The sequence below is a fragment of the Methylobacterium sp. J-068 genome (genome assembly GCF_022829445.1).
GTDB lineage: Bacteria > Pseudomonadota > Alphaproteobacteria > Rhizobiales > Beijerinckiaceae > Methylobacterium.
Window position 1 is genome coordinate 191341 of sequence record NZ_JAKSXY010000083.1, and the last position, 26693, is coordinate 218033.

Annotated in this window: 20 protein-coding genes; 10 read left to right on the forward strand and 10 right to left on the reverse strand. The window is 68.8% G+C overall.

What is annotated here, in order from left to right; genetic code table 11:
* The first annotated feature begins 21 nt into the window (after nt 1-21).
* The 6 genes from MKK54_RS13445 (at nt 22) to MKK54_RS13470 (ending at nt 6665) form a co-directional block, all read left to right on the forward strand.
* Complete coding sequence (locus MKK54_RS13445; RefSeq protein WP_244011468.1) at nt 22-1299, forward strand: efflux RND transporter periplasmic adaptor subunit; 1278 nt, start codon at nt 22-24, stop codon at nt 1297-1299.
* Between the two features lie 84 nt (nt 1300-1383).
* On the forward strand, nt 1384-2556 hold the full coding sequence (locus MKK54_RS13450; RefSeq protein WP_244011470.1) for an MFS transporter: 1173 nt from the start codon (nt 1384-1386) through the stop codon (nt 2554-2556).
* Between the two features lie 117 nt (nt 2557-2673).
* Nucleotides 2674-2841, forward strand: coding sequence for a 50S ribosomal protein L33 (gene rpmG, locus MKK54_RS13455; protein WP_018044575.1), 168 nt, complete (start codon nt 2674-2676; stop codon nt 2839-2841).
* Between the two features lie 172 nt (nt 2842-3013).
* A complete protein-coding gene (gene gor, locus MKK54_RS13460; RefSeq protein ID WP_244011472.1) occupies nt 3014-4414 on the forward strand; it encodes a glutathione-disulfide reductase in 1401 nt (466 codons plus the stop codon).
* A gap of 88 nt (nt 4415-4502) precedes the next feature.
* Nucleotides 4503-4928, forward strand: a complete 426-nt coding sequence (locus MKK54_RS13465; RefSeq protein WP_244011550.1) for a thiol-disulfide oxidoreductase DCC family protein — start codon at nt 4503-4505, stop codon at nt 4926-4928.
* 48 nt (nt 4929-4976) lie between these two features.
* Entirely contained in the window at nt 4977-6665 is a 1689-nt protein-coding gene (locus tag MKK54_RS13470; protein WP_244011474.1) for an SDR family oxidoreductase, read from the forward strand.
* Here MKK54_RS13470 and MKK54_RS13475 read toward each other — a convergent pair.
* The 3 genes from MKK54_RS13475 to galE all read right to left on the reverse strand — a co-directional run bounded on the left by MKK54_RS13475 (nt 6646) and on the right by galE (nt 10308).
* Entirely contained in the window at nt 6646-8034 is a 1389-nt protein-coding gene (locus MKK54_RS13475) for a DUF459 domain-containing protein (RefSeq protein WP_244011476.1), read from the reverse strand. The two genes, MKK54_RS13470 and MKK54_RS13475, sit on opposite strands and share 20 nt — an antisense overlap.
* A gap of 70 nt (nt 8035-8104) precedes the next feature.
* Nucleotides 8105-9322, reverse strand: a complete 1218-nt coding sequence (locus MKK54_RS13480; protein ID WP_409564179.1) for a lytic murein transglycosylase — start codon at nt 9320-9322, stop codon at nt 8105-8107.
* Entirely contained in the window at nt 9319-10308 is a 990-nt protein-coding gene (gene galE / locus MKK54_RS13485) for a UDP-glucose 4-epimerase GalE (RefSeq protein WP_244011478.1), read from the reverse strand. The genes MKK54_RS13480 and galE overlap by 4 nt, the downstream gene beginning before the upstream one ends.
* 167 nt (nt 10309-10475) lie before the next feature.
* Between galE and galU the strand changes: the two genes are divergently transcribed.
* Nucleotides 10476-11342 carry a UTP--glucose-1-phosphate uridylyltransferase GalU gene (galU, locus tag MKK54_RS13490; RefSeq protein ID WP_244011480.1) on the forward strand — a complete coding sequence of 289 codons (867 nt, stop codon included), beginning with the start codon at nt 10476-10478 and terminating at the stop codon, nt 11340-11342.
* A 530-nt stretch (nt 11343-11872) separates the two neighbouring features.
* On the opposite strand, the gene MKK54_RS13495 is transcribed toward galU, so the two are convergent.
* Nucleotides 11873-12088 carry a hypothetical protein gene (locus MKK54_RS13495; RefSeq protein ID WP_244011482.1) on the reverse strand — a complete coding sequence of 72 codons (216 nt, stop codon included), beginning with the start codon at nt 12086-12088 and terminating at the stop codon, nt 11873-11875.
* A 439-nt stretch (nt 12089-12527) separates the two neighbouring features.
* Between MKK54_RS13495 and MKK54_RS13500 the strand changes: the two genes are divergently transcribed.
* Nucleotides 12528-13685: a S1C family serine protease gene (locus tag MKK54_RS13500; protein ID WP_244011484.1), complete on the forward strand. Its 1158-nt coding sequence runs from the start codon at nt 12528-12530 to the stop codon at nt 13683-13685.
* Between the two features lie 57 nt (nt 13686-13742).
* On the opposite strand, the gene MKK54_RS13505 is transcribed toward MKK54_RS13500, so the two are convergent.
* The 5 genes from MKK54_RS13505 to MKK54_RS13525 all read right to left on the reverse strand — a co-directional run bounded on the left by MKK54_RS13505 (nt 13743) and on the right by MKK54_RS13525 (nt 20114).
* Entirely contained in the window at nt 13743-15164 is a 1422-nt protein-coding gene (locus MKK54_RS13505; RefSeq protein WP_244011486.1) for a class I SAM-dependent methyltransferase, read from the reverse strand.
* 85 nt (nt 15165-15249) lie between these two features.
* Nucleotides 15250-16635, reverse strand: coding sequence for an alginate O-acetyltransferase AlgX-related protein (locus MKK54_RS13510; RefSeq protein ID WP_244011488.1), 1386 nt, complete (start codon nt 16633-16635; stop codon nt 15250-15252).
* Between the two features lie 111 nt (nt 16636-16746).
* The gene (locus MKK54_RS13515) at nt 16747-17016 is read right to left on the reverse strand and encodes an acyl carrier protein (RefSeq protein ID WP_244011490.1); all 270 of its coding nucleotides are present in this window, start codon (nt 17014-17016) and stop codon (nt 16747-16749) included.
* Between the two features lie 4 nt (nt 17017-17020).
* Nucleotides 17021-18730, reverse strand: coding sequence for an AMP-binding protein (locus MKK54_RS13520; protein ID WP_244011492.1), 1710 nt, complete (start codon nt 18728-18730; stop codon nt 17021-17023).
* Nucleotides 18731-18830: 100 nt separating this feature from the next.
* The gene (locus MKK54_RS13525; protein WP_244011494.1) at nt 18831-20114 is read right to left on the reverse strand and encodes a class I SAM-dependent methyltransferase; all 1284 of its coding nucleotides are present in this window, start codon (nt 20112-20114) and stop codon (nt 18831-18833) included.
* A 509-nt stretch (nt 20115-20623) separates the two neighbouring features.
* Here MKK54_RS13525 and MKK54_RS13530 point away from each other — a divergent pair.
* On the forward strand, nt 20624-22774 hold the full coding sequence (locus MKK54_RS13530) for a hypothetical protein (protein ID WP_244011496.1): 2151 nt from the start codon (nt 20624-20626) through the stop codon (nt 22772-22774).
* Nucleotides 22775-22848: 74 nt separating this feature from the next.
* On the opposite strand, the gene MKK54_RS13535 is transcribed toward MKK54_RS13530, so the two are convergent.
* A complete protein-coding gene (locus MKK54_RS13535; protein ID WP_244011498.1) occupies nt 22849-23163 on the reverse strand; it encodes a hypothetical protein in 315 nt (104 codons plus the stop codon).
* A gap of 492 nt (nt 23164-23655) precedes the next feature.
* On the opposite strand from MKK54_RS13535, the gene MKK54_RS13540 reads away from it, so the two are divergent.
* Nucleotides 23656-26673 (forward strand): Hint domain-containing protein, encoded by a 3018-nt coding sequence (locus MKK54_RS13540; protein ID WP_244011500.1) that lies wholly within the window; start codon nt 23656-23658, stop codon nt 26671-26673.
* Nucleotides 26674-26693 lie beyond the last annotated feature (20 nt).

Consider the following 26693-nt stretch of genomic DNA (forward strand, 5'->3'; position numbering starts at 1 on the left):
TCGGCCGAGGATGGGACAGCCGTGACACACCCCGTGCGTGATCCCTCCGACATTCCGCCGCCGCCCGGCAAGGCGCCGTTCCTGCTGGCGGCGCTCGCGGCCATCGGCCTGCTGGCCTGGGGCGGCTACGGCCAGATGGAGCGGCGCGCCGCCGCCGCCGAGACGCAGCGCAAGGTCAACGGCTTCGTGCCGAAGCTGCGAACCGCCGCGGCCGAGCGCGCGGACAAGCCGATCGAGATCACCCTGCCGGGTCAGACCGACGCCTTCGCCAAGGCCGCGCTCTATGCCCGCGCCACCGGCTACATCGCCGAGCGCCGGGTCGATATCGGCAGCCGCGTGCACCAGGGCGACATCCTGATGCGCATCGCGGCCCCCGACCTCGACCAGCAGCTCGCGCAGGCCGAGGCCCAGACCGGGCAGCTCGAGGCGGCGCTGCTGCAGGCCAGATCCATGGTCGATCAGGCCAAGGCCAACGTGAACCTCGCCAACGTCACCAACAACCGTACCTCGACACTGGCCGGTCAGGGCTGGGCCTCGAAGCAGAATGCCGACAATTCCCAGGCCAGCGTGCTGAGCCAGGCCGCGACCCTCGCCTCGGCCGAAGCCGGCGTGAAGGTCGCGCAGGCCAACATCAAGGCGCAGGCCGCCACCGTCGAGCGCCTGCGGGCGCTCACCGGGTTCAAGGACATCATCGCGCCCTTCGACGGAGTGATCACCCAGCGCGGCGTCGATGTGGGCGATCTCGTCCATGCGGACGGAACCGGCACGGCCCTGCTCTCGATGGACCGGGACGACATCCTGCGCGTCTCCGTCAACGTGCCGCAGAACGTCGCCGCCGGGGTCAGGCCGGGCGTCGATGCCGCGATCCAGGTGCCGCAGATGGCCGGCCGGGTGTTCACCGGCAAGGTCGAGCGCAGCTCGGTGGCCCTGCTGACCTCCTCGCGCACCCTGACCACGCAGGTGGACGTGCCGAACAGGGACGGCGCCCTGCGCGCCGGGCTCTACGTCTACGTGACGCTGAAGGTGCCGCGCACCGAGGTGAACGTGAAGGTGCCGGCCGAGAGCCTCGTCTTCAACCAGCGCGGCACCCAGGTGGCTCTGGCCCGCGACGACGGCACCGTGCAGTGGCGCAACGTGAAGATCCGCCGAGATCTCGGCACCACGATCGAGGTCGGCGAGGGGCTGGAGGGCGGCGAAGAGATTGTCCTCAGCCCGCCGGCCGACCTGCGCGACGGCCAGACGATCGAGCGCCAGCCGCCGCCGGCCGAGGGAAAGCCGCTGAAGTCGGCCGCCCGCTGATCGGCGCGCGCGGTTGCGCCCGGCGGGCGCACCGTGGACAAGGCGGTCCCGGCGTCGCGCCTGCGACCCGCAACGGACCCCTGCATGTCGGCCCAGACCCACGCCGAGCCCGATGCGGCCGCGCGCTTCGCCTCGATCGCCGCCGCCATCACCTGCGTGGCGGTGGTGGGGATCGGCCTCAGCCTGACGATCCCGCTGCTCTCCATCGAGATGGAGCGCATGGGCGCGTCGAGCACGCTGGTCGGCATCAACACCGCCGTGGCGGGTCTCGCCGCCGTCGTGACGGTGCCCTTCGTGCCCCGTCTCGCGGGCCGGATCGGGGTGGTGCGCCTGCTCGTCCTCGCCATCCTCCTCGGCGCGGCCTGCCTCGTGGCCTTCAAGCTCCTTCAGGGCATGGTCGCGTGGTTCGTGCTCCGCTTCGTGTTCTCCGCGAGCCTCGGCGCGCTGTTCGTGCTCTCGGAATTCTGGATCAACGCGGCGGCGCCGCCCGCCCGGCGCGGTCTCGTGATGGGCATCTACGCCACGGTGCTGGCCATCGGCTTCGCCGTTGGGCCGACGCTGCTCGCGGTTCTGGGCACGCGCGGGTTCGGGCCCTACCTCGCGGGCGCCGGCCTCTTCCTCGTCGGCCTCGTGCCGCTGCTGCTGGCGCGCGGCCTGTCGCCGGTGATCGGGCAGGGCGGGGAACGCTCCTTTGCCGCCTATCTCCGGCTGGCCCCGGCCGCGACCCTGGCCGCCCTCGTCTACGGCGCCGTCGAGACCGGGGGCTTCGCGATCCTGCCGCTCTACGGCCTGCGCCTCGGCTATGACGCGGAGACGGCGGCCGGCCTCGTCAGCGCCCTGGCGCTGGGCAACGTGATGTTCCAGATCCCATTCGGCTGGCTCGCCGACCGGATGGACCGCCGCCTCGTCCTGCTCATGGCGGCTCTCGGGGGGGCCCTCGGTTCGAGCCTGATTCCCCTGGCCTCCGCCTCGTTCCCGGCGCTCGTCGTGCTGCTGTTCCTCTGGGGCGGCATCGCCGGCACGCTCTACACCGTGGGCCTCGCCCATCTGGGCGCCACGATCCGGGGACCGGACCTCGCGGGCGCCAACGCGGCCTTCGTGGTGCTCTACAATGTCGGGCTGATGCTGGGGCCGCCGATCATCGGCGGCGGCATGGACCTCGTGCCGCCGCAGGGCTTCGCCTACAGCCTCTGCCTGCTGTTCCTCGCCTATGCGGGGGTGGTGGCCCTGCGCCTCGCGCAGCGGCCGGGGGCGTGAGACGCCTTGACGAATCCCGGCCGATGGGGCAATCACGCGCCGGTATTCAGCCGGCCATCGCCGGCCCTTTTGCGTTTCGCTGATGCGGAATGCCGCGATCACAGGAGCGCCGCGTCCATGGCCAAGGCCGTCACCGTTAAAGTCAAGCTGATCTCGACCGCCGACACGGGCTACTTCTACGTCACGAAGAAGAACTCCCGCACGCAGACCGAGAAGCTGTCGATGAAGAAGTACGACCCCGTCGTGCGCAAGCACGTCGACTTCAAGGAAACCAAGATCAAGTAAGCCTTACGGCGTCGTCCGACGCCGCATCGGCCTTCAGGCCGCTTCTCCGGAAGGAGGAGCGGCTTTTTTCATGCTTGGCTCGTCCGGTGGCCCGCGCCGGGGGGCGGGGTGGTTGATGCGCCGACGGGTTCGGGCGATGAGGACCGCGACCCGCCCTCGCTCAGGATCTCCCATGGCCGACGCTGCCCCGGACCACACCTACGACGTCGACCTGTTCGTGATCGGCGGCGGCTCCGGCGGCGTGCGCGCGGCGCGGATCGCCGCCGGCCACGGCGCCCGGGTGCAGCTCGCCGAGGAATACCGGGTCGGCGGCACCTGCGTGATCCGGGGCTGCGTTCCCAAGAAGCTGATGGTCTATGCCGGCCGCTTCGCCGACGAGTTCGAGGATGCCGCCGGCTTCGGCTGGAGCGTGTCCGAGCCGCGTTTCGACTGGCGCGTCCTGAAGACCCGGCGCGACGCCGAGGTGGCCCGCCTGGAGGGCATCTACGACGCCAATCTCGGCCGGGCCGGCGTCACCGTGGTGCCCGAGCGCGCCGTGATCGAGGACGCGCACACCGTGCGGCTCGTCGGCTCCGGCCGGCGGGTGACCGCGCGCGTCATCCTCGTCGCGGTGGGTGCCCATCCGGTCAAGGAGCCGGCGATCCCCGGCGCGGACCTCGCCATCACCTCGAACGAGGTGTTCGACCTCGACGCGCTGCCGGAGCGCATCCTGGTCGTCGGCGGCGGCTACATCGCGGTGGAGTTCGCCGGGGTGTTCGCCCATCTCGGCTCGCGGACCACGCTGCTGCACCGGGGCGACAAGCTCCTGCGCGGCTTCGACGAGGAGATGCGCGACGCCCTCGGCGCGGCCTACGCGGCGCGCATGGACCTGCGCCTGAACCGGACGGTGGAGCGCCTCGACCGCGTCGCGGGCGGCATCCTGGCGACCCTCGACGACGGCTCGACCCTGGAGGTCGACCAGGTGCTAACCGCCACCGGCCGGCGCCCGAACATCGCCGGGCTCGGCCTGGACACGGTCGGGATCGAGCCGGACGCGCGCGGCGCGATCCCCGTGGATGCCTTCTCGCAGACGACGGTGTCCTCGATCTACGCGGTGGGCGACGTCACCGACCGCGCGGCCCTCACCCCGATCGCGATCCGGGAGGGCCACGCCTTCGCCGACACGGTGTTCGGGAACAAGCCCTGGTGCGTCGATCACGGCCTCATCCCCACCGCCGTGTTCTCGACGCCCGAGATCGGGGTCGTGGGTCACAACGAGGACGTGGCGCGCAAACTCTACGGTGCCGTCGACGTCTACCGGTCGAGCTTCCGCCCGATGAAGGCCACCCTGTCGGGCCGCGAGGAGCGCGTGCTGATGAAGGTGGTCGTCGATTGCGCCAGCGACCGGGTCGTGGGCGTCCACGTCCTCGGGCACGATGCCGGCGAGATCATCCAGGCGGTGGGCATCGCCGTCACCATGGGCGCCACGAAGGCGGATTTCGACCGCACCATCGCGGTCCACCCCACGGCCGGCGAGGAACTCGTCACCATGCGCAGCCCCGTGGTCACGAAGCACCCCGTCGGCGTCGGGTAGCGGTCGGCACCCGCGCCGTTTGAAAGGGGTGGGCAGGATTGCGGAGATTTCTGTTCAAGCGTCCCGCCGGCCGGCTACATTGCCTCGCATGACGACAGACCCTCGCTTCTCGCTGGCGTCCACCGGGCCCGTCATTCTGTTCGATGCCGAATGCGTCCTGTGCTCCGCCAACGCCCGATTCGTTCTGGAAAAAGACCGCCGGGGGGTGTTTCACCTCGCATCCATGCAAGGTGACGTCGGACAGGCTCTCTACCGCGAGCACGGCATGGATCCGGAGGATCCGGTCAGCCTGCTCGTGCTCGAGGGCGATCGGGTGCGTCGAGACAGCGATGCGGTTCTGAGCATCTACGAGAGGCTCGGATTTCCCTGGAATCTCCTTCGGGCTTTCCGGATCGTCCCCGCCGGGCTGCGCGACCCCGTCTATCGCTTCGTTGCGCGGAACCGCTATCGCCTGTTCGGCCGACGGGACACCTGCTGGGTCGCACCCGAACGATTCCGGGAGCGCATCCTGTGAGCGGTCGGCGAGCGGCGCCGATGCCCCTTCTTGGTGAGGCACCGGTCGATGAAAGTCCTGATCCTCGGTGGGTATGGGGTCTTCGGCGGCCGGCTCGTCGAGCTTCTCCGCGACATCTACGGTCTTGAACTCATCGTCTGCGGTCGAAGCCTGGAACGCGCGCAGGCCTTCTGCGCATCCCATCGCGGCGCGACGCGTGTCGAACCCCTCCGCCTCGACCGGGCGAACGTCCTGGAGGCGCTTCGCACCGTTAAGCCGGATCTCGTGGTGGACGCCTCGGGCCCCTTCCAGGATTACGGTGCCGACCCATACCACGTGATCGCGTGCTGCCTTACGGCCGGCGTCGATTACCTGGACTTCGCGGACGGTGCCGATTTCGTCTTCGGCGTATCGGCGTTCGACGCACGAGCGAAGGCGGCCGGAATCGTCGTTCTGTCCGGCGTCAGCAGCTTTCCCGTGCTGACCGCCGCCGTTCTGCGCAGGATGGCGGCGACGATGGACATTCATGCCGTCGAGGGCGGCATCGCGCCCTCGCCCTATGCCGGGATCGGGCTCAACGTCATGCGCGCGGTGTTGGGATATGCCGGTGGGCCGGTGACGCTGCTGCGCGGCGGCCGGCCGTTCCGGGGACGGGGCCTGACGGAAAGCCGCCGCTTCACGGTCGCGGTGCCAGGTCGTATGCCCTTGCGGAACCTGCGCTTCTCCCTGGTCGACGTGCCGGATCTCCAAGTGATCCCGCCCGAGCACCCCGCGATGACCGACATCTGGATGGGGGCCGGCCCGGTGCCCGAATTCCTGCACCGGGCGCTCAACCTCCTGGCGAGGACAAGGGCCCGCTTCGGACTGCCAGCCCTCACGCCATTCTCGAAGCTGTTCTACGCGGTGCTGAATCGCATGCGGTTCGGCGAGCATCGCGGCGGCATGTTCGTGTCCGCCCGGGGACGCTCCGAGGGGCGGAACGTCGTTCGCAGCTGGCACCTGCTGGCCGAAGGAGACGACGGCCCCCTCATCCCGTCGATGGCGATCGAGGCGCTGATCCGAAAGATGCTGCGCGGCGAGCGGCCGGCGCCGGGAGCCCGGTCGGCGGTCCGCGCTCTGGAACTCGCCGATTACGAGGCCCTGTTCGAAGGCCGCGCGATCGTCTCCGGGTTTCGGGAGGACGATGGCGGTGGCCCGATCTACCGCGCGGTTCTCGGATCGGCACTCGACGGGCTCCCGAGTCCCGTCCGCGACCTGCACGAGGGGGCCGGCATGCGGCGCTGGACGGGATCGGCGACCGTGCGTCGGGGAACCGGACTCCTCGCACGCCTCGTTTGCGCCGTCGTCGGGTTTCCGGAAACGGCCCAGGGCGCCGCGGCGACGATCACGTTCACGCCGGAGCAGGGCGCCGAGCGATGGACACGAACCATTGGCGGGAAGACGTTCACATCGCTGCAATCCGTCGGAACGGGGCGGGACCGACATCTGCTCGTCGAGCGGTTCGGCATCGCGCGCTTCTCCCTCGCCCTGGTCCGGGACGGGGAGCGGCTTCTGTTCGTCCCTCGGCGCTGGTCGATCGGGACGGTTCCCATGCCGGGACGTTTGCTGCCGGTGGGGGAGACCTTCGAGAGCGCGGTCGATGGGCAGTTCGCCTTCGACGTCACGATCCGGGCGCCCCTCGTCGGACTGATCGTCGCCTATCGCGGGACGTTGAGGCCCGAAACCGACCCCCGCCGGATCAGCCCGGCGGCCACTTGAAGTCGTCGGCCCGGCCCGGCTGGGGCAGGGGGGCCGCGCCGCGCACCAGGGCGCGTTCCACCGTGCCGGTGGGGTCGGGATCGCGGGGGCGCCCGCTGATCAGCGTGCCGCCCGGGGTCACCTCGGCGCGCCCGAGGGGCACCACCGGGCCGGCGAGGGGTTTGACCGGCAGCGCGGGAATGCCCGGCGGCTCGGGCAGGCTCGGGAGCATCGCGGTGATCTGGCGGTCGATCGCGCCCGCGTCGTCGAGCTTGGCCGGATCGCCCTGCGGGCCCGGCTGCGGCGCGGTGGCGACCGGGGTAACGGGTGGCGCCGCCACCCCGGTCCCCATCATCCGCTTCAATTCGACATCGGCGAAATGCGCCATCTTGCGCGCGCCGGCCTTGGTGAAATGCACGCCGTCCGCCGTGCGCAGCTTCGCCTCCTGGCCCTCGAGGTCGGGTCCCGTGGCGGCGTAGCGGTTGCGGTCGTCGACGAAGCCCGGCCAGATGTCCACGTAGGTCTGGCCCGCCCGGGCGACGCGCTCGCGATAGATCTCGTTGATCGCCGCGATGTCCTTGGTCAGGGTATCGCTGCGCATCGGCGGCGCGCCGACCCAGATCAGCGGAATCTTCTGGTCGGTGAACACCTTGATCATGGCGTCGACCCGTTCGGCATAGAGCGCGCGCCAGCGGTCGCTCAGGGGCTCCAGGTTTCCGTCGTTCTCGCGGATCGGCTGGCGGTCGTTGGCGCCGAGCATCACCAGGGCATAGCTGGTCTTCGGGTTGGCCTTCAGGAACTCCTCGGCCGCCTTCGGCCAATCCACCACATCCTTGCGCACGAGGCCGCTATCGGGCTTCGAGCGATCGATCACGCCAATCTCGGCATTGTCCTCGAAGACGTTGGCGAGGCCGCTGCCGAGATGCCCCGCGAGCGTATCGCCGAAGACCGCGATCCGGGTCGTCGGCTCCACCTTCGGCACGGCGGCCTTCGGGGTCGCCACCACGGGTGCGGGACGCGGCCGACGCCGCGCGCCACGCCCGTCATCCCGGCTTCCGCGCGGGTCGTCCGCATAGGAGCGCGGGCGCGACGGCGCGGGGCGCGCGCTCGGTACCGGCGCGGGCTGGGCCTGCTGCGGCCGGTCCTCCCAGGGCCAGTAGAATTGCCGGGGCGCCTCCTGCGGCGGCGGCGCGTAGCGCCGGTTCGCCTGTCGGGCGCCGTAGCCGTCGTCGCGGTAATAGTCGCGCGCGCGCCGGCGGGGCGACTCGTAGTCGCCGCCTCGCGGCGCATCGTAGGAATCGCCCCACTGCGCCCGCGCCGGGGGCGTGCCGGCAAGGAGGAGGATGCCGGCCAGAAGACACCAGGCCGCGCGCGCTGCCGGCAAGGTCATGAAACGCCTCACGATTCTGATCGGCATGCCGATCGGTGCCCGATACCTTAGAGGAGGATGAGCCCAAGGTCTAAGGGCGGGCCCTCAGCCGTTCAAGGAGCGCCGGCGTGGCGTAGCCGTCCGCGGGAAGGCCCTCGGCGATCTGGTAGCGGCGCACCGCCTCGCGCAGCTTCGGCCCGGCACGACCGTCGGCCTCGCCCGCGTAGAGGCCTCGCTCGGCCAGTCCCGCCTGGAGGGCCTGGAGCCCGGCCTTGTCGAGGCGCGGAGCCTTGTCCGGCCAGGGGGCGGCGAGGGTGGGGGCTCCACCGAGACGGTCGGCGAGGTGGCCGACCGCGAGGGCGTAGGAATCCGAGGTGTTGTAGGCGCGGATCACCTCGAAGTTGTCGGTGATGAGGAAGACCGGGCCGCCGAGCCCGCCCGGCAGGAACAGGCTGGCGACGCCGGCCTCCGGCAACGCCTTGCCGTCGGTGCGGCGCACGCCGCGCCGGGCGAACGCCGAGAGGTTTTCGCGGTAACGCGCGAGGTCGAAGCCGGCGGGCAGCACGACCTCGTAGCCCCAGGACAGGGCCGGGTTCCACCCGAGCGCCTTGAGATAGCTCGCGATGGAGCCCAGGGCGTCGGGCTCCGAGTTCCAGATGTCGCGATGGCCGTCGCCGTCGAAATCGACCGCGTGGGCAAGGAAGCTCGAGGGCAGGAACTGCACCTGTCCCATGGCGCCGGCCCAGGAGCCGGTCATCCGGGCGGGCGTGATGTCGCCGCGCTCCAGGATCGTCAGCGCGGCGAGGAGTTCGTCGCGAAACAGGGTGCCGCGAAAGCGGGCCTCCGCCAGGGTCGCCAGCGCCCGGACGGTCGGCACGCTGCCGGCGCTGGCGCCGAAATCGGACTCCACGCCCCAGAACGCCAGCACGACCCAGCGGGGAACGCCGTAGCGCGCCTCGATGGCCGAGAGGGTCGCGGCGAGCCGCGCGGCCTTCGCCTGGCCCAGGGCGATCCTACGCGTGGAGACCGCGCCCACGAGGTAGTCCCAGACCGGGCGCGCGAATTCACCTTGCTTGCGCGTCCGGGCCAGGACGTCGGGGTCCGGCCCCGTCACGCCCGCGAAGGCCGCCTCGAAGGTCCTTGGCGCGATTCCCCGCGCCTCGGCATCCGGCCTCAGGGTTTCGAGGAAGGCCGCGAAACGCGCCTTCGCCTCGGGCGCGGTGACCGCCTGGGGCGCCGGACCGGCCGCCAGGGCCGGCGCGCCGAGGCCGATCCAGCCGGCGGCGAAGAGGCCTGCCCAGGGCCTCACGTGCGGTTTCGCCGGGTCAGGGCCTCCTCCCAGGCGAAGGCCTGGGCGACGATGCCGTCGAGATCGTCGTTCTTCGGGGTCCAGCCCAGATCGCGGATGCGCTGCGCCTCGGCGATGATCTGGGCCGGATCGCCCGCCCGGCGCGGCGACAGCCGCACCTCGAAGTCGCGCCCCGAGACGCGCTTGACCACCTCGATGACTTCGAGGACCGAGTAGCCCCGGCCGTAGCCGCAATTCAGGGTCAGGCTCTCGCCCCCCGCGCGCAGATGGTTCAGGGCGACGCGATGGGCTTCGGCGAGGTCCGAGACCTGGATGTAGTCGCGCAGGCACGAGCCGTCGCGGGTCGGATAATCGGTGCCGAACACCTCCAGATGCGTCCGCTGGCCCAGCGCCGCCTGCGTGGCCACCTTGATCAGGTGCGTGGCGTTGGGGGTCGACTGGCCGGTGCGCCCGCGCGGGTCGGCCCCCGCGACGTTGAAGTAGCGCAGGATCACGTAGGAGAAGCCGTGCGCCGCGGCAGCGTCGGCGATCATCCACTCGCTCATCAGCTTGGAGCGGCCGTAGGGATTGATCGGCGCCGGAAGCAGGTTCTCGGGCACCGGCACGGTCTCGGGTTCGCCGTAGACCGCCGCCGTCGACGAGAAGATGACGTGCTTGACTCCGCAGCGGACCGCCGTCTCGATCAGCGCACGGGTCTTCACCGTGTTGGCGAGGTAGTAATGCAGCGGGTCGGCGACCGAATCCGGCACCACGATCCGGGCCGCGAAATGCGCGATGGCGTCGATGCGGTGCTGAAGGATCACTTCCGTGACGAGGGACTGATCGGCCACGTCGCCGATCACCAGCTTGACCTCGGGCGGGAGCGCCCAGTCGAAACCTGTGGACAGGTCGTCGATCACGACCACTTCGTCATGGCCGGCATCCAGAAGGGCCAGAACCATGTGGCTGCCGATATAACCGGCCCCGCCCGTCACCAGAACCGCCATGACATCCACTCCCCGACCGTGTCGTCGCCGATATATCGGAAAACCAGCTTCTCCGTTATGGCCGAGAGGTCGCTGGCGCTGCGTCCGCCTTTAGCGGAGGTTGCATTGAGGCATCGTCAATCCGTTTCGGGTTCTTCTCGCTTTTCCTCGCTACCGGGTCCCGCTCGATGAAACCAATTCGCAAGGCCGTCCTGCCCGTCGCCGGCCTGGGCACGCGCTTCCTCCCGGCCACCAAGGCCGTGCCGAAGGAGATGCTCACCGTCGTGGACCGGCCAGTGGTGCAGCACGTCGTCGACGAGGCGCGCGAGGCGGGGATCGAGCACTTCATCTTCGTCACCGGGCGCGGCAAGGCGGTGATCGAGGACCATTTCGACGTGGCGTTCGAACTCGACCGGATGCTCCAGGAGCGCGGCAAGACGGCGGCCTACGAGGAGCTGAAGCGCGACCTGCCGGCGGCGGGCCAGACCAGCTTCACCCGCCAGCAGGCGCCCCTCGGTCTCGGGCACGCGGTCTGGTGCGCGCGCGAGATCGTCGGCGACGAGCCCTTCGCGGTGCTCCTGCCCGACATGCTGAGCCGGGGCTGCATGCAGCAGATGCTGTCGGCCTACGAGCGGCACGGCGGCAACGTCATCGCCGTCGAGGAGGTGAAGCCCGAGGAGACCCACCAGTACGGAATCGTGAGCGTCGGCCAGACCTTCGGCCAGACCTTCGAGATCAACGGCATGGTGGAGAAGCCCAAGCAGGGCACCGCGCCCTCCAACTTCATCATCTCGGGTCGCTACATCCTCCAGCCCGAGATCTTCGACATCCTGTCCGCCCAGGAGACCGGGGCCGGCGGCGAGATCCAGCTCACCGACGCGATGATCAAGCTCGCCAAGGACCAGAACTTCTTCGGCATGCACTACCAGGGCCGGACCTACGACACCGGCTCCAAGCTCGGCTTCCTCACCGCGAACATCGCCTACGCCCTGCAGCGCAAGGACCTCGCCGATGCCCTGAAGGCCGAGATCGCGCAGCTTCTCGCCGATCACTGAGAGGAAGCCCGCGATCCCGCCGGGCGGCGCCGATCCGGATGCGCCGAACGCGCGGGTGGCATGCCGTGAGGAGCGCGAAAGCCGCGACCGCGCCCTTGTGCTTTGTGCATCGCACGCTACATTGTGCATTGCGGGACCGCGATGGCGTCGCGGTTCGGCAGCCCTTCTTGGGCGTTTCCTCCCTAGACTTCGGGCCGCTCCCTCACCGGGGCGGCCTTTTTTTCTTGAGTCGTCCTCCGGCATCCGGTCGATGGCGTCCGTGCGCGCATCCTGTCGGCGCCCAGGCGCTGCCCGGGGGCGTTCGCGTTCGCGGCACATCCCGGTCGCCTTGGGCGAGACCGAGATCCAGAGCCGCCACGGCATCAGGCAATTCGTCTTTAGGAGGTGTTGCGGATCGCTCGACCTGACATCGGGTCAGGGAGCACAGGGCGGGCCGGGCATCGCCGCGGCACGCACGCGAGCCGGTCGCGCGCTCTGCGACGGCCGGTTCGCGGGAGGAGAGGCGCGGTGGGGCCGCGCCGGTGGGTCGCTCAGTTCAGGTAGGTGCGGATCCAGTTCGGGGACAGCACTTCGCCGTCCTCGGTGATGATCCAGGGTTGCTTGGCCGGGTCCGCGAGGGCACCGGCGGCGGCCTCGATGGCCTCGCGCAGGGTGCGGTAGCGGGCGGGCTGGGCCAGCAGCGCCGGGACCGGAGCGGTCCGCCAGATCGTCAGATCGGCCGGGCGTTCCAGGGCTTGGGTTTCCATGTCTCTCTTTCCTTCAATCGTGAGGGTCGTTCCCCGCGATGCCGGATGTCCGGTCCTCATGTCCGTACGACAACGAACCTGAACATTTGCTGCGGGGCGTGTATCCGGGTGAATGGAAGCATCTCTAAGGCAACTTTGCGGTCGTTTCAGGCACGTCTGAAATCTTCACTCGTGCCTGAAGCGTCGCCCCCTCATACAAAGCGCACCCTTCTTCAAGAGCGCGCGGAATATGGCTGCTTTTGGACGCCCTCTCGGTCTGATTTGTCGTCAAGGCTTACAATCACGGCCCGATGTTTATCTTTGGCCGCCACGGATCTCGGTGTGCTGTCGCACCCATGCCCGTCGCGGTACGAACCCAGTTGATGGGCATTGCGTCACCGAGCCGTTAACGCGAATGCAGTGCGACACGGATTTCCGAGTATGGTGAAGGGGATGCCACATGCGCGATGAGTTCCAGCCCGGCCGGCCGCCGGACCGTGTTCTGCGATGGGCGGCCGGAGCGGCGCTGGTGCTGCTCGCTCTCTATGTGGCACAACCCTACGTCACCGGTTTCCTCTACGCCGCACGGACCCCGCGCGCGGTCACGGCCCGGGGCGACCTCGCCCCCGCCGAGCAGGCGACGATCGCGCTCTTTGCCCGCGCCAGTCCCTCGGTGGTCCACGTCTTCGCGCAGGGCGCCGCTCAAGGGCGGGCCCTGATGGGCGTGGACGGGGAGGGCGCGGAGCAGGGCGGCGCGCAGACCGGCACCGGGTTCGTCTGGGACACGGCCGGGCACATCGTCACGAACAACCACGTGGTCGCGGCGGCCACGCAGAGCGGCGGCTCCATCGCGGTGCGCCTGTCCTCGGGCGAGGTCGTGGCGGCCAGCCTCGTCGGTGCGGCCCCGAGCTACGATCTCGCGGTGATCCGCCTCGGACGCACGGGCTCGGCGCCCCAGCCCCTCGCGATCGGGACCTCGGCCGATCTCAAGGTCGGGCAATCGACCTACGCCATCGGCAATCCCTTCGGCCTCGACCACACGCTGACCACCGGTGTGATCAGCGCGCTTCAGCGCCGCCTGCCGACGAGCGAGGGCCGGGAACTCTCGGGCGTGATCCAGACCGACGCGGCGATCAACCCGGGCAATTCCGGCGGCCCGCTCCTCGATTCCGCCGGGCGCCTGATCGGGGTGAACACCGCGATCTACTCGCCTTCCGGCACCAGCGCGGGCATCGGCTTCGCGATCCCGGTCGACGTGGTGAACCGGGTCGTGCCGGAGCTCATCCGCAACGGCCGGACCCGCAATCCGGGCATCGGCATCATCGCCGGGCAGGAGGCGACCGCCGCCCGCCTCGGCATCGACGGCGTCGTGGTCCTGCGCGTCCTGCGCGGTTCGCCCGCCGCGAGCGCCGGCCTGCGAGGCGTCGATCCGCAGACCGGCGACATCGGCGACATCATCGTCGGCGCCGGGGACCGTCCGGTGCATCGGCTGGCCGACCTGACCGCCGCGATGGAGACGGCGGGTCTCGGCGCCAGCCTCGACCTCGTGGTCGAGCGCGACGGCCGCACGCGCCGGGTTCGGCTCACGACAACGGACGTGGCCGAGTCACGGCTCTGAGGGGGAAGGCCCCGAGGGGCGGGGACGACCCGGACGGGCTCCGAACCTCGGGCCCCGTCAGGCCCGCTGCCGTTTGCGCAGGACGGCCACGTCCAGGTTCCCGATGAATTCCGGGATGATGTCGACCACGTCGAGGTGCCTCGACCAGACGCGGCGCGTGTAATCCACGGTCTGCACCGTGTGACGGTAGTAGGTGGGATCGGAGATCTTGCCGTCGAGCGCGGGATCGACGAGGCGATCGTCGAAGCCGTTGCTGGTCCAGTAGCGCCAGAAATCCGGCGCGCGGAAGACCGACGACCAGGCGACGGAACTCGAACCTCCGAAGGTGATCAGCGCGACCCCGTCGGGCTTCAGGATGCGGGCGATCTCGTCGAGCCACGCCGCCTGCACCTCCGCCGTGAGGTGCGTCATCACCGAGATGCCGAAGATTCCCTGGACGCTCGCATCCTCGTAGGGGGCCGGCGGCATGAGCGGCGTCGTGACGAACCGACCCAACAGGTTCTCCCGGCACCACGAGATGTTCTCGTCGTCGATATCCGTGCCGCACACCGTCGCCCGGCGCCATTGCTGGATGAAGTGGCGGGTCACACGTCCGTGTCCGCAGCCCCAATCCAGGATCGAGACGTCGTCGCGGTCCGCCACGCCGTAGCGGTTGAACAGGGTCTCGATGGCCTTGAAGGCGCAGTGGCCGGTGAAGGTCACGCTCTGGTCGTTCGACCAGGTCTGGACGCGGGTGAGCTGGTCGGCGTCGCGGGGCAGGCCGATTCCCGCCCCGAGATTCGTCGGTACGAAGATCCGCCGTCCCAGGACGTCCCCGACCTGCCGGCCGTCCAACGCCAGCGGATTGCCGTTGTCGTATTCGAATGCGAAAGCGAACGGGTCGGAATCCGGCGCGCATGCGGGCAGGTCGATGGTGACGGTGAAGGCGGAGAGATGCGCGTTCGGCCAGTACCAGAAGTGGTTGCCGAAGGAGAGCGAGGGCAGGGGATACTGAACCTCGTAGGCCACGCCGGGGCCAAAGACGACCCGCAGCGCCCCGGGGTCGCCCGCCGGCGGCAGGTGCTCGCCGGTGATGGTGAGGCGGGCGCCGTCGAAGCGGATCCAGGGCGCGGCCTGGAAGGGCAGGGGATGAACGGCGAGCACCTCACCCGCCGTGAGCCCGAACCCGTTGACGATCGGTTCGCGCGGACCGACCGTGAGACGGGCCAGCAGATCCCGCTCGGACGAACCCCGGATCTCGACGGTGGTGTCCTCGGAAATCCGCTCCGGAGGCAGCTGGCAGGCGAAGGTCGCCGCGCCGTCCGTGGTGGTGACGGGCACCGTCGCCCAGTGCCGCCCGTTGCAGGCGAGCGTGACGCGGGACGCGATCTTCTTGCCGGTGAACCGTCCCGTCAGCATGTGATTCGGACCGAGACCGACTTCGAGATCGTTCGCTTCCAGGAGCGAGAGTGCCGGCGGGATCGCAGCTTTTGCCACCATGGGTCCGATGTGTCCTTCGAGGGGCTTCAGAGGTGCGTGAGGGCGATCCGAGCGGCAGGCCGGGATCGGCGCGAGCGAGCAACCGTCAGATGAGGCCGCCCCGCCGGAAGCAGTCTTCGGCGGCCGGGAATTCGCCGAGGCCGTGATGCGCCATCCCGAGGTGATACCAGGCCGGCGCGTGCGTCGGCGCGACCTCCACGGCGGCCTGGAGGTGCGGTCGGGCCTCCGACGGTCGGCCTCGCTCCATCAGCCATTCGCCCAATTGGAAATGGAGGCGGGCATTGGCGGGCTGGAGCGCCAGGGCCTGCCCGAGACGCAGGATGGCCTCGTCCGGCCGGAGCAGGGCCCAGAGGGCATAGGCCGCCAGGGTCAGCAGGAGCCTGTCCGGGGGCCGGTCGGCGCCCTCGCAGAGCGCCAGGGCACCCGCGCTGTCTCCGGTGCGCAGCCTCGCCTCGGCGAGGTTGTGGAGGAAGTGGCCCTCCGGATCGAGGGCGTTCGCCGCCTCGGCCGCCAAGAGCGCCTCGGCCCATTGGCCCTCCTTCAGGGCCTGCCGGGTCTTGCGGTTGTACTTGCGGCCGGGGTGAAGCCCCTCGGATTCGAGGTAGATCTGCCGCCAGCCACGGATACTCCAATCGACGAGCGCGTCGGGCGGATAGAACAGGGCGCGCTCCGCGACCTGGAGGATGACGAGGTCCGGGGCGATGTCCTCGACGAGATCGACCGGGAGCGCGTTCGACGGCGCCACGTAGGTGGTCTCGGCGAAGGTCCGCGAGAGGAACGGCGCCAGGAACGTCGTGAAGGAATCCCGCACCACCAGCGCACGGCCGCGTCCCGTCCGGCAGACGTGGCGCTGAAAGGCGCATTCGCGATCGTCGAAGGTCTCGATCACGCTCTCGATGTCGTGTCCCACGATCTCGGGCTGCTGCATCGTCCCCTTGCGTTCCGGCCTCATGTGGACGCCGAGATCCCCGAAGGTGGACTTGTCGCGGTACCAGGTGGTCTCCGGTCCGAGCGGCCTGAGGCCCATATGCGCCGGCGCGGCGGCGATCAGCGCCCGATATACCCGGTAGGCCGCGAAGGTGGTCCAGTGCGTGTCGACGTCGTAGTAGAGTGGCACCGCCCCCTTGGCCCCTCGGAGCAGCGTCACGGCGTCGACCGCGCCGATGCCGTCGGCGCGCAGCGCGGCGGTGAGGCGCTCGGCCGCCGTCGGCAGATCCTGCACCACTCCGGCCGGCAGCAGCTCGCCGTGGATGCTCGCCTTCTCGGGCGCCACCACGACCACGAAGCCGATGCCGCGCGCCGCGAGCCGCTCGTGACGGGTGCGGATGATGCTGTGGAGCGGGGGCAGCATCGTCCGCGACCAATCCGTGAGGTCGGCCCCGGATTGCAGCGGCTGGGCGTCCTCGTAGCGCTCCAGGAAAAGCCAGCCTTGCCGGCCTTCGAGGAGGGACAGGTTCGATCCGGCGAGCATCAGGCATCCTCCAGCCCCAGGATCCGTCGGGGCGTTCCCGTTCACGGTGCGGTGCGCACTCCGACGAAGTGGCCTGCGGTTCGCTGCGGGGGATCGGGTGAAAACGAGGGTCTAGAGGTGTTGTCCCGATGCGGTCGGGTCGCCGTCCCGCGCGATGGCCTCGACCGCCGCCACGAGTTCGCCGACCGTCTCGACATTGGCCGCCACGCTCTCGGGAATCCTGATGCCGAAGGCGTTCTGCAGGCGGATCATCAGGATGGTGTGCGAGAGCGAATCCCAGCCATCCACGTCGTCCGCGACGGCACTGTCGCCGAGAATCTCCGGGGATACGTTGAAGGTCTCCGCGATGACGCTGCGGACGGCCCGGCGCATGTCGTTCATGAAATCAGCCTCGAGACGGTTGGTGTTCGGTTCGGTAGCGGGCCAGGTTTTCCGACCGGCTGATCTTCCCGCTGCTCGTCTTCCTGAGCCAGCCGGGTCCGACGAGGTGGACGCTGCGCACCGTGAGTTCGAGGCGATCGAAGATCAGGCGCTTGATCGCGCGTCTCAGTTCCCGCTCTTCGTCGGCCCCGAGACGGCTCTCGGCCAGAACCACCACGTCCTCGCTTCCCACGGCGTCGTTCACGACCCCGACCGCCACGGCGCGCCCGGGGATGACACCCGTGATTCCCGAAACGATCTCCTCGATATCGTGGGCGAAGTAGTTGCGCCCATGGACGATGATCATGTCCTTGATCCGGCCGCTGATGAACAGCTCGCCATCGTCGAGGAATCCGATGTCGCCGGTCCGGTACCAGCCGTCCACGAAGGCTCGTCCGGTGGCGGCGGCATCGCGATGGTATCCGGCGAAGACCACGGGGCCGCGCACGGCGATCTCACCGATGGGAAGGCCCGGGGCCGCGACCTCGTCCGACCGGCCGGCTCCCTGCAGGGCGCTCGGAAGGACGCGGACCTCGACGCCCGCGATCGGCGTCCCGTTCGACACGAGGGCGCGGGCCTCCGGATGGTCCGCCGAGACCGCCAGGGCGCGGGCGCGGGTTGCGAGCGCCTCGGCCGCGTACCAACGGACCGGGTCGTGGCGGGAAGGGTCCGATTGCGACACCGCGAAGCCGGTCTCGGCCATCGCGTAGCAGGCTGTCAGTTGCTCGGGGCGGATGCCGAACCCCGCGAAGGCGCGGGCGAAATTCGCGAGGCTCGCGGCCTTGACGGGCTCCGAGCAGCTGACGAAGGCCCGGACGCCGTCGAGGCGATAGGATTGAGCTTCTTCTTCTCCGTGCGGAACGGTGTTCACAAGGTGCTGGAAGGCGAAGTTCGGCAACCAGCAATGGGTGCCCCCGAAGCGCTCGATGACCTCGAACAGGCTGGCGGGACGGCCGACCCATTCGAACGCATCCATCGACACCACGGTGGCGCCGACCGTCAGGGGGATCAGGAAGGCCGTGAACAGGCCCATGTCGTGATAATACGGCAGCCAGCTGACGACCGTGCTGTCGGGGCCGAGATCGATGCTCGGCGCATAGGCCGTCGCCTGGGCCTCGATCTGCCCGAAGGTCAGCGCGACGCCCTTCTTGAGGCCCGTCGTCCCCGACGAGTGCTGGAGCAGGGCCGTATCCGCTGGGCTCGAGGAGGCCATGGCCGGCGGCGGCTCTCCCTCGGCGAGGTCGTCGATCCGCAGGACGCGCGTCGGGAGCCCGGCGCACAGCGCCTCGAGTTCGCCCGCGATCTCCGGATAGGTGACGACGAGGGCGGGACGGATCCGCGCCACGAGCTCGGCATGCGAGGCCCAGTAATGCGCCGGGTCCTGCTTCGGCGTCGGGAACGCCATGAAGGAGGGAATCCAGCCGGCCATCATGGCGCCGAGATAAGCCGGGAGCTGAAGGGGATGGTGCCGCAGGAACAGGAGCACGACATTCGACCCGTCCTCCGCTCTCCCAGCGGCGGCCGACGAACCACCCAGGGCGCCAGCGATGCGCGACGCGACCTCCTGGACGTCGGCGAAGGTCATGACGAGGTAGCGATCGTGCTGGCAATGGACCAAGCAGGGCTTGTCCGGTGAGCGTTGCGCGTGCCGGGCCAGGTGTCCGATCAAGGTCATGCCGGTCTCGCTTCCGAAATCAGACCGTTGCATCGTCGCATCCTTCATCGATCGCCTTGCGTGGTGAGGAGGATGGAGGGGGGAACGGCATCGCGGGGCGTCAGCGGCGGCGGCGCAGGACGGCCATGTCCTGGTATCCGATCGCGTGCGGGATGACGCCGACGACATCGACGTGTTTCGACCAATGCTCGATCGTGTATTGCGTCGTCTGAACCGTCGTCCGATAGTAATCGTCGTCGCCGATCTTGCCGTCGAGCGCCGGATCGTGCTGCGCATCGTCGAAGCCGCGCGCGACCCAGTCGCGCCACCAGGGATCGGGGCGGAACACGGACGAGAACGCCGCCGCCGCGGCCCCCGCGAAGGTGATCAGCGCGATGCCGTCCGGCTTCAGGAGGCGCGCGATCTCGTCGAGCCAGGCCGCCTGGGCCTCTTCCGTCAGGTGCGTCATCACCGAGATGCCGAAGATCCCGTCGAAGCTGGCATCGGGCAGGTCCGTCGGCGGAAACAGCGGAACCGTCGTGAACCGGCCCCGGAGGTTCTCGCTGCACCAAGCCACGTTCTCGGCATCGATATCGGCGCCCGAGATTCGCGCCTCTCGCCATTGGCCGATGAAGTGACGGGTGACGCGGCCGTGGCCGCAGCCCCAATCGAGGATCTCGACGCCGGGCCCCGGCGTCACGCCGTAATGGGCGAACAGCGCCTCGATGGCCCTGAAGGTGCTGTAGCCCGTGAAGGTGACGCTCTGGTCGTTCGACCAGGTCTGGACCCGCGTCAGCTGCGTCGCGTCGCGCGGAAAGCAGACCGTCAGGGCGAGATCCGAGGGGATCGAGATGCGCTGGCCGATCCTGCGCAGGGGCGCCGGCACGTCCCCCAATCCCTTCTCTTCGCCCGGATAGCGGAACTCGAACCGGAAGGGATCGCAGCCCGGCCGGCTGCCGGCGAGATCGATCGTCAGCACGAAATTCGAGAGGTCCGCGTTCGGCCAGTACCAGAAGTGATTGGCGAATTCCGGCGACCGCAACCCGTGATCGAACGTGTAGCGCACGCCCTCATCGAACTGCACCGACAGGAGATCGGGATTGCCGGCAGGCGGAAGATGCGCCCCCGATACGGTGAGGATGGCGCCGTCGAACTGCATCCAGGGAACCGAGAACAGCGGCCGATCGCAAACCTTGTGCACACTGAGGGCGTCGAGGCCGCCCAGGTTGCGCTTGGGCAGGTTCGTCACCGTCAGGCCGCCGAGCATTCGCCCCGCGTCCCGAACCTCCACCCGGACCTGCGTTGGCGCGGCCACGGGCGGCAGATCGCAGGTGAACGAGGCGCCACTGGCGCCTGCGTGAACGGCGACGGTCGCCAGGACCTGCCCATCGCACGCCACGGCCACGCGCTCCGGATGCGGGACTCCGGGAAGGAAGTCGCCGCGCAGACCGCACGGGGGAGAGAAACTGAGCGTCAGCGGATTCGCGACGGTCTCGCCGGGAGCTTGGGCAGCAGACAAATGAGCCATCGGCCTTCCATCTCGGTTTGAATGGGGCGGCCCTCACGTCCAGGACGGCCGCGCAATCCCGTCTTGTAAGGCGAGCCATTCGGTATTGAAGGTTGCTTTATTCGCTCTTTGATCGCTCAAAGAAAGCTTGCCGCTGCGCAACGACCTGAGAACGTCGACATGCATAGGGTCATGTGACTCCCAATGCAACTCGAAAGGTGTAGCGACGCAAACCGTATTTTGTTTCGTGCTCACGGTTCGTCCACCGCCCCGCGATTCTCTGGCGATGTTCTAACCGTAGCTGCATATTTCACCTAGACCGAGGTCGAAAAGGCGGATAACCCGGTTCCGACGTCGAACCGGAGTTCATGATGCAAGCGGATTGGACCTGCCTCGGAACCGAAACGATGAGCGACAGACCGTCGATCGATGAGAACAAGCGGGCCGGCAATACTTTCAGCGCCGCGGACAAGAACAAAGGTCGATCCGGATCGGCGGTGGATCTCGCGAGTATTCTCTCGACGGACCTGAACGATGCTTTCGCGGAAGGCCGGCGCAACTTTCTCGAACACGGCTTCGGAGGCTGTCGGGACATCCTCGACTGCTTCGATCGTGCGGTCGCCATCCGCCGGCTCGGAGACGTCGCCCTGGATGCCGACCCGATCGACATCTATTTTTCCGATCGAAGCTTCGCCCGTATCAGCCCGAATTTACTCTTCGACGAGCAATGGTATCTCGATACCTACGAAGACGTTCGATATGCGGTCGCGAACGGCAGCATCTATTCCGGCTTCGTGCACTTCGTCATCAATGGCGTGCACGAGGGACGCTGTCCGAATCCGACCCTCGATGTCGAATTCGTGCAAATGGACGAGCCATCCGAACCATCCCAAGTGGATTTCGACGTCGAGGCCTACGTCCAGACCTATCGGATCGTACAGCGTTTCCTGGAATGCTTTCCACTGCTCGACGCGGTGACCTTCTATAACCTGTATGGCCGTCGTCTCGGGCACACGATTTGGGGCGACCACGACGAGCACCGGAAGATTTCTCACGACCTGATTTCGCACGAATTCGATCACGATTATTATTCGTCGCAATACTTGGGCAAGAAAGTCAGCCGCTCGACGGCCCTGCGGCACTACAAGACCCTCGGCATCCGCGAAGGCCACAACCCCAATCCGAAATTCGACGAACTCTGGTATCGGACATTCTATACAGACATCAACCAAGCCGTCACGGCGGGCAAGATCGAGTCCGGCTTCCACCACTATCTGACGAGCGGCCGGCAGGAAGGCCGCAGGCAGGCGCATGATCTGAAATACGCGCTCGAAGCGCGCCTCGCCGGCGTGACGGAGCCGAGGCTCGTGCAACGCGCCGAGGAGATCGCTCAGCGCATGCAATCCTTGCCGCACCGGATCGTCGCGCAGGGCGAGCCGCGCATCTGGTTCTGCCTGCCGATGCTGAACCCGGACATGAGCTTCGGTGGCTACAAGGCCGTGTTCGAGCTGATCAAGGCCACGGCCCGCGCGGGCCGTGCCATCGGCATCTTCATCACCGAGGACGCGACCGACGAACTCAGCTACTTCGCCTATCGTGAGCGCGACCGGGAACTCGTCTCCGTGATCCAGGCGGCGGCTTACGTGAACCGCGTTCGGGGCAAGTACATCCCGATCAGCCCCAACGATATCTTCGTCGTCTACTCGGTCTGGGACGCCTACATCGTTCAGCCGCTCCTGAAGGTGACGAGAGCCAAGCGGTTTCTCCTGCTGGCCCAGGAGTTCGAGCCGATCTTCTACGAGTGCGGAGCGACCCGCGCGCTGACGCAGGATGCCTACCAGTTCCCGCACGTCCCGCTCTACAACAGCCGCTTTCTGCAGACCTACTTCGCCAAGCACGCGGTCGGCCCGTTCGGCGAGCGGAACGCGCCGCGCGAAGGGAGCGACTACTTCGTCTTCGAGCATGTTCCGACGCGCCTGTCGGTCGAGGCGCGAGAGGCGGATACCGGGACGCGGACGCTGGCGTTCTACGCGCGCCCCGAGATGCACGCGGCCCGCAACCTGTTCGAGCTCGGATACCTCGCGTTGCGAAAGCTCTGCAACGAAGGGGTCTTCGACCATCGCTGGCGCTTCGTCGGGCTGGGTGGGTTGCAGGAGGATCACGTCCTGCCGCTGGGCGAAAAGCACCAGATCGACATGGTGCAGAAGATGCCCTTGGACGAATATGCGCGCTTCATGAACAGCATCGACATCGGCCTGAGCCTGATGTGGGCGCCGCATCCGAGCGTCGTCCCGTTCGAATTCGCGGCCACCGGCGCGGTCGTGGTCACCAATACCTACGAGAATCGCTCGGCGGAGGAACTCGAGGCGATCTGCCGGAACATCGTTCCCTGCCCGCCGACGCTCGCCGGAATCGAGGCCGCCCTCAGGAGGGCCGTCGCACGGGCCGAGGATCGGGAGACGCGGCAGCGTCAACGGCTCATCGGTCCGGACCGAACCTGGAAGGAGACCTTCGCGGGCGACGTCCTCGATCCGATCTTCGCCTCGTTGCAAGCATGATGCGAACGGGGCGACGCCGCCGCGCGGCCGTCGTCCCGGCCTGATCGGGCGCTTGGCCTGATCGGGCGTTTGGCCTAATCCGGCGCCCGGGCCGACTTCGCCGCGAGGTCGAAGCGCATGGACGCCTCTTGCCCGTCGGGGCGGCGCTCCAGCAGCAACAGGTTCTCGGGCGCGAACGCGTCGTCCAAGTTGCCCCACTCGTTCCGGAGCCCGATATTCACGCGCCCGGCCTCGTCGACCATCACGCCCCGAACCTCGGCCTTGACGCCCGACCAGTCGAACCGCGCCCTGTCGGACGAGCGGATGATCTCGACCGCATCGCCGATTCGGAACAGGTTGGCCCGGGACACGACATGCGCACTGAGCGGCCGGCTTCTGGTCGTTTCCATCACGTGTCCTCTTGGGCGGGTCCTCTCGAGCGAAGCGCATGCTCCGCCCCTGATCCGCTGACCTGAACTTCGGCTGCGCGCAGACACTCGATCTCGGACCGTGCCTGTCCGGAGACGCGCCCCGGTCCTTAGCACAATTCCATTGCGCGCAATGCAGCAGGACTGCGCAGTCCTCATCCTAGCGCCGAATTCCTACCAGATCGTTCAAGCGCGCGGTCGAGACTCGAGCGCGGCACCGCATGATCGCGGTCGCGCGGGCGGCCGTCCCCCGCCACCCCGAAAACTGTCGCCGATTGAGCACAGGAGGACGGGGATGCGACCCCGATCCGGCCATGTCCCCGCCCACGAGCCACGGAGCTCCGTCATTGTCATCGCGCCGTCACGGGGAAGCATTTCAGGTCTGGGATCACGGCGGGATCGACCCTTCGACGGCGCCACCGTCGACCGATCCGAGACGCCTCCGATCGAAGACGCTTCCCAGGATCCGCACCGATGCCGCAGACGATCCCCTCGGGCACCCAATCGAGCACGTCCACGGTCGCGACGGCGGACACCTACACCCTGGAAGCCGGCGCCACCCGGACCCAGACCGCCGGCACCGCCTTGCAGGCGACGGTCCCGTCCGGCTCGACCACGATCGATATCGAGGGGACCCTGAACGACACGGCGTCGGGCGCGCGCGCCATTCGCGCGGCTCTGGCGAACGGCCAGATCCTCGTCGGCGCGAACGGCTCGGTGCGCGCCCTCGACGGCGACGCGGTTCAGCAGCAAGCCTTCACGGGCGCGAACGCCGCCGTCACCAGCACGGTGAACCTGACCAATCTCGGCCAGATCATCTCCGACACGTCGGTCACGGCGATCACCTCCACGGGCGCGACCCCGCCGAGCGCGGCCTACGCGCTCAACTACAACGCGGCGGTCGGAGCCACGAATGCGCCCGCCAGCGACGTGACCAGCGGCGGCGTCATCACCAACGGCTCGACGACCAACACGACGGCCCTGATCCAGAGCAACAGCGGCGATGCGATTCGTCTCGGGGCCCATCAGACGCTCAACAATTACGGCGTCATCCGGGGCGCCGGCCCCGTCAACGATGCGGCGACGAACAACACCTTCAGCAACACGTCGACGACGCAGCGCTACGACATCTCCCGCGGCGTGCGCATCAACGCCGCGAGCTCGACCAACGACACCATCAACAATTACGGCCTGATCGACGGTGCCCAGCACGGCGTCGACGTCGGCAACACCGCCGCGACGAACATCGTCGTCAACAACCTCGCGGGCGGCCAGATCATCGGGCGCAACGGGTCCGGCGTCGGCGCCGACACGACCGGGACCGATGCGGGCACCGTTCAGGTGACGAATGCGGGTCTGATCCGGGGTGCCTACGCGCCCACCTTCGACCGCGCCGGGCTGGCGACCACCGATGGCGACGGGGACGGCGTCGACATCGACGGAGGCGCCACGATCGTCAATCTCGCGGGCGGGACCATCGAGGGAACGGGGGCGGGCGGCTACGACAGCAACGGGCGCCTCAACAACAGCGAGGGCATCTCCATCGGTGGCGGCACCGTCACCAACAGCGGCACGATCCGGGGCGCCACCTACGGCATCGTCGTCAACAACGACTCGAATGCCGACGGCAGCCGCAGCGGCGTGACCGCGACGCGGATCACCAACGCCTCGACGGGGACGATCACGGGCCAGAACGGCTACGCCATCCGCCTCGAGAACAAGACGGGCACCGCCGCCGACAACGACACCCTCGTCAATGCCGGCACGATCACCGGCACCGGAACGATTCCGTCCGGCACGGTCCTGCGCCAGGACGGCCTCGCCGATCCCGGCACGGTCGGCACGCTGGACGGCGTGACCTACACGGCCGCCAATGCCGGCTCCGCCCGGTTCATCCGGGGCGACGGCTCCGCGATCCAGACCGGCGAGGGCAATGACACGGTCTCGAATTACGGGACGATCACCGGCAACACGGGACGCGCCCTCAATCTGGAGGGCGGGAACGACACGCTGAACCTCTATACCGGCTCCTCGGTGGCCGGGCGCATCGACGGCGGTGCCGGCACGGACACGCTCAACCTGCGCCTCGACGACCGGACGGGCGCCGATGCGGGGCTCGGCCCCAACAGCGGCGTGACGGCGGGCAGCCTCGCCAACGTCGTCAACGTCGAGGCGCTGTCGGTGCAGGGCGGGACCTGGACCGTGCAGGATTCCCAGGCCTACACCTCCGGCATCACGGTCGCGGCGAGTGCCGGCCTCACGGTGGGCACGGGCGGCGCGCTGAGCGGCAACGTGGCCAATACCGGCACGCTGACCTTCGCGCGCACCGGTGATCTGGCGGAGACGGGGACGGTCTCGGGTCAGGGGCGGCTGGTGCAGGCCGGAAGCGGGAACCTCACGCTGTCCGGCGCCAACACCTATTCGGGCGGCACCACGATCCAGGCCGGCAGTACGCTGACGCTCGGCGGCGCGGCCACCTACGATGGCACCGGCGCCTTGCAATCCGCCGCCGCCGGCACGGGCCAGATCGGCTTTTCCAGTTCGGGCGGGGCGACCGGTCGGCTCGTCCTGCCGCTCACCGCCCAGCCGACGAACGGCACATTCTCGAACACGCTGGCGAATTTCGGCGCCGGCAACGAGATCGCGATCGCCGGCCTGACCAACGCCACGGTCAGCTTCAACAGCACGAATTCCAGCATCACCGTGACGGGCGCGCGCACGGGCGCCTCCGTGAGCCAGACCTTCAAACTCACCGACCCGCGGGCGACGGGCTTCACGACGCGCGACGACGGGAACGGCGGCACGGTGGTCCTGGTCTGCTTCACCACGGGCACCGGCATCCGCATCGTGCGGGACGGGATCGCGCAGGACGTGGCCGTCGAGAACCTGATCGTGGGCGACCGGGCGGTGACGGCGACGGGGCATGAACGCCCGATCCGCTGGATCGGCCACCGGGATCTCGTCGGGCGGGATATCGACGGGCGCAGTCGCCTTCTGCCGCCTGACCAGCAGCCGATCCGCATTCGCACCGGCGCCTTCGGCCCTGACGCCAAAGGCCTTGCGCGCCCCGTGCGCGACCTGCGCCTCTCTCCCGGCCATCCCGTTCTGGTGGGTCACGGTCACGGTCACGCGGGCGGCGTGCTCGTGCCGGCGATGTGCCTCGTCAACGGCACCACGATCACCCGGGAATCGGTGACGCGGGTCACCTACTGGCACGTCGAACTCGACGCCCACGACATCCTGCTGGCCGAGGGCCTCGCGGCCGAGAGCTACTTGGACTGGGGCGACCGCCCGTTCTTCGACGAAGCCTCCGACCACGCCCTGCACAACCCGGACTTCGTGGTGCCGGGGCTGGCCGCCCGGTGCCGCCCGGTGGCCTTGGACGGCCCGCTGGTGGAGGCCGAGCGGGCGCGGCTCTCGGCGGTGTTCGCCGGCGAACTCGCCGCCCACTGCGCCTGGGGCGAGGCCTCCGACCTCAGCGCGTGGGCCTGACGCCGGCTTGGGCGGGTACC

Excerpts from the sequence above, each read along its gene's own strand:
- MKK54_RS13450 (WP_244011470.1), top strand. The coding sequence starts at position 1,384 with ATGTCGGCCCAGACCCACGCCGAGCCCGATGCGGCCGCGCGCTTCGCC.
- rpmG (WP_018044575.1), top strand. The coding sequence starts at position 2,674 with ATGGCCAAGGCCGTCACCGTTAAAGTCAAGCTGATCTCGACCGCCGAC.
- gor (WP_244011472.1), top strand. The coding sequence starts at position 3,014 with ATGGCCGACGCTGCCCCGGACCACACCTACGACGTCGACCTGTTCGTG.
- MKK54_RS13465 (WP_244011550.1), top strand. The coding sequence starts at position 4,503 with ATGACGACAGACCCTCGCTTCTCGCTGGCGTCCACCGGGCCCGTCATT.
- MKK54_RS13470 (WP_244011474.1), top strand. The coding sequence starts at position 4,977 with ATGAAAGTCCTGATCCTCGGTGGGTATGGGGTCTTCGGCGGCCGGCTC.
- MKK54_RS13475 (WP_244011476.1), bottom strand. The coding sequence starts at position 8,034 with ATGACCTTGCCGGCAGCGCGCGCGGCCTGGTGTCTTCTGGCCGGCATC.
- galE (WP_244011478.1), bottom strand. The coding sequence starts at position 10,308 with ATGGCGGTTCTGGTGACGGGCGGGGCCGGTTATATCGGCAGCCACATG.
- galU (WP_244011480.1), top strand. The coding sequence starts at position 10,476 with ATGAAACCAATTCGCAAGGCCGTCCTGCCCGTCGCCGGCCTGGGCACG.
- MKK54_RS13495 (WP_244011482.1), bottom strand. The coding sequence starts at position 12,088 with ATGGAAACCCAAGCCCTGGAACGCCCGGCCGATCTGACGATCTGGCGG.
- MKK54_RS13500 (WP_244011484.1), top strand. The coding sequence starts at position 12,528 with ATGCGCGATGAGTTCCAGCCCGGCCGGCCGCCGGACCGTGTTCTGCGA.
- MKK54_RS13505 (WP_244011486.1), bottom strand. The coding sequence starts at position 15,164 with ATGGTGGCAAAAGCTGCGATCCCGCCGGCACTCTCGCTCCTGGAAGCG.
- MKK54_RS13510 (WP_244011488.1), bottom strand. The coding sequence starts at position 16,635 with ATGCTCGCCGGATCGAACCTGTCCCTCCTCGAAGGCCGGCAAGGCTGG.
- MKK54_RS13515 (WP_244011490.1), bottom strand. The coding sequence starts at position 17,016 with ATGAACGACATGCGCCGGGCCGTCCGCAGCGTCATCGCGGAGACCTTC.
- MKK54_RS13520 (WP_244011492.1), bottom strand. The coding sequence starts at position 18,730 with ATGACCTTGATCGGACACCTGGCCCGGCACGCGCAACGCTCACCGGAC.
- MKK54_RS13530 (WP_244011496.1), top strand. The coding sequence starts at position 20,624 with ATGAGCGACAGACCGTCGATCGATGAGAACAAGCGGGCCGGCAATACT.
- MKK54_RS13535 (WP_244011498.1), bottom strand. The coding sequence starts at position 23,163 with ATGGAAACGACCAGAAGCCGGCCGCTCAGTGCGCATGTCGTGTCCCGG.
- MKK54_RS13540 (WP_244011500.1), top strand. The coding sequence starts at position 23,656 with ATGCCGCAGACGATCCCCTCGGGCACCCAATCGAGCACGTCCACGGTC.